We start from the raw sequence: 5,684 nt of genomic DNA on the forward strand, positions 1-5,684 counted from the left end.
AGTCAGCGTTCAAGACGAGCGCTGGTAAGGCCTGTGGTGAGACTGCAATCGTCAAGCGTATTCTCCTGATCGATTCGGCATCTGCACCTTCTATATTAGGCCCGTTGCAACAGGATTGTGAAGCCGGAAACAAAAATGCGCACGCTGGATTCGCTTTTTCCTTCAAGGTGTCACAGGAACAGCATCCCGGCGCATTTCCTGCGCGTAATAGGCCCAGAAGAGACGCGCCGCGATGCTGCGCCAGGGCGACCAGGAGGCGGCGAGCGAATCAATTTCGCGCGCGGTCGGGCGCAGATCGAGCCCAAGCCCATGGCCGATGGCATTCTGCAGCGCCACGTCGCCGGAAGGAAACACATCAGGGTGGCCGGCGCAGAAGAGCAGGTACACTTCGGCCGTCCAGCGGCCGACGCCCTTGATCGCGGTCAGTTCGCGGATGGCCTCCATCGCCTCGACATTGCAGATGGCGTCGAGATCGATTTCGCGCCCCACCACCACCTCGGCCACGCGGCGGAGCGTCTCGGCCTTGGCGCGTGACAGCCCGATCGCCCGGCAGTCCTCGTCGGTAAGCGAAATCACGCCGGATGCGGTGACCTCGCCCAGCCGCTCCTCGATCCGCCGCCAGATCGCCGCGGCACTCGCTTTTGAAACCATCTGCGACACGATGATGCTGGCCAGCCCGCGGTAACCGGGATCGGTGCGCCGGAGCGGCACCGGGCCCGCCCGGGCGACGACATGCCCGAGACGCGCGTCGAGCATCACCAACCCGGAAAGCCCGGCTTCGATGTCCTCATGTGTTCGGATGATCCGCATGGCGCCTCCACAAAGCGGATGATTTTTATACCCCTTCCATGGCAAAGGGAAACGATGCCCGACACGCCACCCGTTTTCCGCTTTGCCCCCAGCCCGAACGGGCTGCTCCATCTCGGCCACGCGCTTTCAGCCGTGTTGAACCACGACATGGCAAGGCGTGCTGACGGCCGTTTCCTGCTGCGCATCGAGGACATCGACCTGACCCGCTGCCGGCCTGAATTCGAGGCCGCGATCTTCGAGGACCTCGCCTGGCTCGGGCTCGATTGGGAACAACCGGTGCGGCGCCAGTCGGAGCATCTCGACGCCTATGCCTCGGCCTTGGCGCGGCTCGACGCACTCGGCGTCGTCTATCCCGCCAGCATGACGCGCGGCGAGATCAAGGCGGCGGTCTCTGCCGCTGAAGCGGCAGGTGGGCCCTGGCCGCGCGACCCGGACGGAAGCCCAGTCTATCCAGGCAGCGAACGTGAGCTTGAGGCCGGCGACCGCGCTCGCCTCCTGTCGAGCGGCAAGGCCTATGCGTGGCGGCTCGACATGGAAAAGGCCTTAGCCCTCATCGGCAACACCCGTCTCACCTGGAGCGAAAGCGGCAGCGGCCCCGAAGGTGAGACGGGGCCCATCGCCGCAGACCCCGGCGCCTGGGGCGACGTCATCCTTTCGCGCTCGGATGCACCCTCGAGCTACCATCTCTCCGTCGTCGTCGACGATGCGCTGCAAGGCGTGACGCATGTCGTGCGCGGCCGCGACCTCTATCATGCGACCTCGGTCCATCGGCTGTTGCAGCGGCTTCTCGCCCTGCCCGAGCCGCTCTATCACCATCACCGCCTCGTGCCTGGTCCCGATGGACGCAAGCTGTCGAAGAGCAACCAGGACACGGGCATCGCCGCCTTTCGCGCCGCCGGTCACACACCCGCGGACGTGCGGGCGCTAATCGGCTAGATCCTGATCATCGCCTGCAGCGTCGCCGCCGTTCCTGAACTGGAAGCTGCGTCGCACCATGCGTTTCACCCGGTATTTGAGGATGGCCGCGTTGATCTCGGCGCCGATGATGAAGATCGCCGCGATCATGTAGAGGAACACCAGCACGATCATGATCGAGGCCAGGCCCGCATAGGTCGAGACATAGGTGGCAAAGGTGGCAAGATAGGACGCGAAGGCATAGGCGCCGATCGTCCAGCAGATCAGCGTCAGCACGATGCCGGGAAGCACGTCGATCACCTTGCGGTGACCGTCCGGCAGCCAGAGATGCGACACCAACAGACCGCTGGTCAGCACGACCAAAGCGAGCGGCAGGCTCCAGTTGTCGACGGTCGCAAGCACCCCGCCGAGCCAGGGCAGCCACTGTCCGGCATAGCGCACAGCGAGCGGCACGGCGACCAGCAGAATGCTGAGTGCGGCGAGGATCAGAACGCCCGCGAGCACGAAGCCGAGGCTCGCGAGCCGGGTCACGTACCAGTAGCGGCTCTCGGTGACCCGGTAGGCGCGGTTGAGCGAGACGCGCAGCGCCTCGACGCCGTTGGAGGCGAAGTAGGCGGCGGCAAGAACTGACACGGTCAAGAGCCCGCCACGCGGGATCGTCAGCACCCGTACGATCTCGTCGGCGACGGGCTTGGCGATCGATTCCGGCCAGGCATCGAAAATCAGGTGCACCGCCGTCTGGGCGAACTGATCGGCGCCGAGAAAGCTGCCGAGCGCCGTGCCGAAGATCAGGAACGGGAAGACGGCGAGCAGCGACGAAAGCGCGACATGGCTCGCCATCGCCCAACCGTCGTCAAGGCTGAAGTGCCAGAGCGCATCGAACACGACTTTCCAGGTGATGCGTATGAACGCCGGCATTCCACTCCAATCCTAATACCCGCCCGAGCCCGGGCGGTCCGCTCACATAGGTATCGCCCGGGCCCGGCACAATTCCTGATGTCGCAATGCGGGCTGGTTCGCCTTGCGCAATTCAATTGTATCCCGCCGATGAATATGGGAAACGGAGGCAGGATTTCTACAGGAATCGACCGGATGCCGGATCGCCCCACAATCATTGTCACCGGATGTTCGTCCGGTATCGGCGCCCATTGCGCCCGGGCCCTGCGCGCCGACGGCTGGCGGGTGTTCGCCACCGTTCGCCGCGAAGAGGACCGCCAGTCGCTTGAAAGCGAGGGCATCGAGACCTTCCTGATGGACTACACCAAGCCGGAGACCATCGCAGCCTTGGCCGATCAGGTGCTCGCACTGTCCGGCGGTCGCATCGATGCGCTGTTCAACAACGGCGCCTATGGCCAGGCGGGTGCGGTCGAAGACCTGCCGACCGAGGCGCTGCGGCTGCAGCTCGAAACCAACGTCATCGGCTGGCATGACCTCACGCGCCGCGTGATCCCGTCAATGCGGGCGCGTGGATCCGGCCGCATCGTGCAATGCTCCTCCATTCTCGGCATCGTGCCCTATCGCTGGCGCGGCGCCTACAACGCTTCCAAGTTCGCGATCGAGGGCCTGTCGCTGACGCTCAAGATGGAGCTTGCCGGCAGCGGCATCGAGGTCAGCCTCATCGAGCCGGGACCGATCGCTTCGAGGTTCACCGCCAACGCGGTCACCTATATCGAGCGCTTCATCGATCTCAAGAACTCCGTGCACCGCGTCGAATACGACCGACAGATGCGTCGCCTCAAGGGCGAAAGCAGGCCTGCGCCCGGAAAACTCGGCCCTGACGCGGTTTATGCGGTTTTGAAGCATGCGCTGACGGCAAAGCGGCCGAAACCGCATTATATTGTAACAAGACCCGCCAGGCAGGGTGCGCTTTTGAAGAAGCTCCTGCCGGCAACGTTGTTTTATCGCATCATCGGCCGACTTGGCTGACTGAGACTTGCAAGGAAGACTTCGATGTCCAGCTTTTTTACCGGCCTGACCCTGTTCGTCATGGGTCTGGTCGTGATCGTCCTGATCCGCGGCCTGGTGAACATGGCCAAGGGCGGCAGCGGCAGCACCTCCAACAAGCTGATGCAGGCGCGTGTGGTCCTGCAGGCAATCGCGATCGCATTGATCATGCTGACCCTGTGGATCACCGGCGGCGGCCGTCCGAGCTAAAGTTGCAATTCCGGACGGAAAACCGCTTCACACTTTTCCTGGAATTGCTGCAGAGGACCAAGACGACGCCATGGTGAAGCTCAACAAGATCTACACCCGGACGGGTGACAACGGCACCACCGGGCTCGTCTCGGGTCCGCGCCGGCTGAAGAGCGACCTGCGCGTCGATGCCTATGGCGCCGTCGACGAGACCAATGCCTTCATCGGCCTTGCCCGCCAGCACACGGCCGGCATCACCGATCTCGACACAGCCCTGATGCGGATCCAGAACGACCTCTTCGACCTCGGCGCCGATCTTGCCACGCCGGATGACGGCAAGCCGCCGCAATACGAGCCGCTGAGGATCGTGGCAGCGCAGGTCACCTGGCTCGAGACCGAAATCGACCGTCTGAATGCGGAGCTAGAGCCCCTGCGCTCCTTCGTGCTTCCGGCCGGAAGCCCTGCCTCTGCGGCGCTGCATGTCGCCCGCACCGTCGCGCGCCGGGCCGAACGGCAGACGGTGGCACTTGCCCAGATCGAAGGGGAAATCGTCAGCACGGACGCGATCGCCTATATCAACCGGCTGTCGGATTTCCTGTTCGTCGCCGCGCGCTTTGCAAATGACAAAGGTCAAGCCGATGTCCTTTGGATTCCCGGAAAAAACAGATAACGTCCACGCCGGCGTCGCCATCGGGCCTGAATGGGTCGTGGCTTGCGTTGGGACCGGGCTTCGGGAGAAAGCATGTTCATACCGCTTCACGATACGAACAGCCTGAAGCACATCAAGGTCCAGTACGTCACGATCAGCCTGATCGTCATCAACATCGTCGTCTGGCTGCTCACCGGGCCGATCGCGTCCGAAGAGTTCGCCAACGCCGCAATCCTCGGCTTCGGCTATATCCCGGCCCTCATCTTCGATTACGCCCAACTCGATCCGTCGCTGATCATCATCCCCGATGGCTTCACCTTCGTCACCTATTCCTTCCTGCATGGCGATTTCATGCATCTCGCCATGAACATGCTGTTTCTCTGGGTGTTCGGCGACAATGTCGAAGACGCGCTGGGGCACATCCGCTACCTGATCTTCTATCTGCTTTGCGCTGCCGCCGGAGCGCTCGCACACGGGCTTCTCGATCCGGCCTCCGAAGCGCCGCTGATCGGCGCATCAGGCGCGATCTCCGGCGTCGTTGCGGCCTACTTCCTGCTACACCCGAAAGTGCGCGTCTGGGTTCTGGTGTTTTTCCGCATCCCGCTGCCCCTTCCCGCTGCCATTCCGCTCGCCTTCTGGATCGGCCAGCAATTCTTCATGCTGGTGGTCGATCCCGGCAGCGGCGTCTCCTGGAGCGCGCATGTCGGCGGCATCATCGCCGGGCTCGTCCTGGTGGTCATTTTGCGACGCCGCGACGTGCCTCTGTTCGACCGCACGATCGTCACGCCACGCGCTGTCCGCCACAAGGCGGAGCCGGTGACATCCACGCCGCAGCCCTCGCCGGATGCGACAAAACCGCCGATACCCTGGGGACGCCAGAGCTGATCCGGCCGCCTGCGGAAGCCGTCGTTGAGCGTGGATTGCGCACGATTTCAAGCCTTTGCGAGCAGCCGCCGCCCTGCTCCTGCAACGCCGCGTCACGACGCCCACACGCTCTTGCACGCGGCCAATCTTACGTGTACGTAAACGTAAGACCAATTCTCGGGGTTATATCGATTTAGCGTCATGCACAGCGATTGTAATTGGAGAAAAAACGCGTATCGATGTCGCCAACCGACAATCAGGCGGCTCCGTTAAGGCGCATTTTCCTGCGAAAGCTCTTGGAGGGAAGAATCCA

General features: G+C 63.2%; 7 protein-coding genes. 5 read left to right on the top strand and 2 right to left on the bottom strand.

All coding sequences use genetic code 11. The features are described from left to right. Positions 1-162: 162 nt before the first annotated feature. On the bottom strand, positions 163-810 hold the full coding sequence (locus VGO12_RS05505) for a DNA-3-methyladenine glycosylase (protein ID WP_327511721.1): 648 nt from the start codon (positions 808-810) through the stop codon (positions 163-165). A 54-nt stretch (positions 811-864) separates the two neighbouring features. Here VGO12_RS05505 and gluQRS point away from each other — a divergent pair, with 54 nt between their 5' ends. Then, a complete protein-coding gene (gene gluQRS, locus VGO12_RS05510) occupies positions 865-1,746 on the top strand; it encodes a tRNA glutamyl-Q(34) synthetase GluQRS (protein WP_327511722.1) in 882 nt (293 codons plus the stop codon). On the opposite strand, the gene VGO12_RS05515 is transcribed toward gluQRS, so the two are convergent. Beyond that, a complete protein-coding gene (locus VGO12_RS05515) occupies positions 1,735-2,643 on the bottom strand; it encodes a YihY/virulence factor BrkB family protein (RefSeq protein ID WP_327511723.1) in 909 nt (302 codons plus the stop codon). The genes gluQRS and VGO12_RS05515 overlap by 12 nt on opposite strands. Before the next feature lie 174 nt (positions 2,644-2,817). Here VGO12_RS05515 and VGO12_RS05520 point away from each other — a divergent pair, with 174 nt between their 5' ends. The 4 genes from VGO12_RS05520 (at position 2,818) to VGO12_RS05535 (ending at position 5,392) form a co-directional block, all read left to right on the top strand. Further along, on the top strand, positions 2,818-3,651 hold the full coding sequence (locus VGO12_RS05520; protein ID WP_327511724.1) for an SDR family oxidoreductase: 834 nt from the start codon (positions 2,818-2,820) through the stop codon (positions 3,649-3,651). 24 nt (positions 3,652-3,675) lie between these two features. Continuing rightward, the gene (locus tag VGO12_RS05525; RefSeq protein ID WP_327511725.1) at positions 3,676-3,879 is read left to right on the top strand and encodes a twin transmembrane helix small protein; all 204 of its coding nucleotides are present in this window, start codon (positions 3,676-3,678) and stop codon (positions 3,877-3,879) included. A gap of 70 nt (positions 3,880-3,949) precedes the next feature. Beyond that, positions 3,950-4,528 (top strand): cob(I)yrinic acid a,c-diamide adenosyltransferase, encoded by a 579-nt coding sequence (locus tag VGO12_RS05530; protein ID WP_327511726.1) that lies wholly within the window; start codon positions 3,950-3,952, stop codon positions 4,526-4,528. A gap of 72 nt (positions 4,529-4,600) precedes the next feature. Continuing rightward, complete coding sequence (locus tag VGO12_RS05535) at positions 4,601-5,392, top strand: rhomboid family intramembrane serine protease (RefSeq protein WP_327511727.1); 792 nt, start codon at positions 4,601-4,603, stop codon at positions 5,390-5,392. Positions 5,393-5,684 lie beyond the last annotated feature (292 nt).

It is taken from the genome of Ensifer sp., assembly GCF_035999135.1.
Classification (GTDB): domain Bacteria; phylum Pseudomonadota; class Alphaproteobacteria; order Rhizobiales; family Rhizobiaceae; genus Ensifer.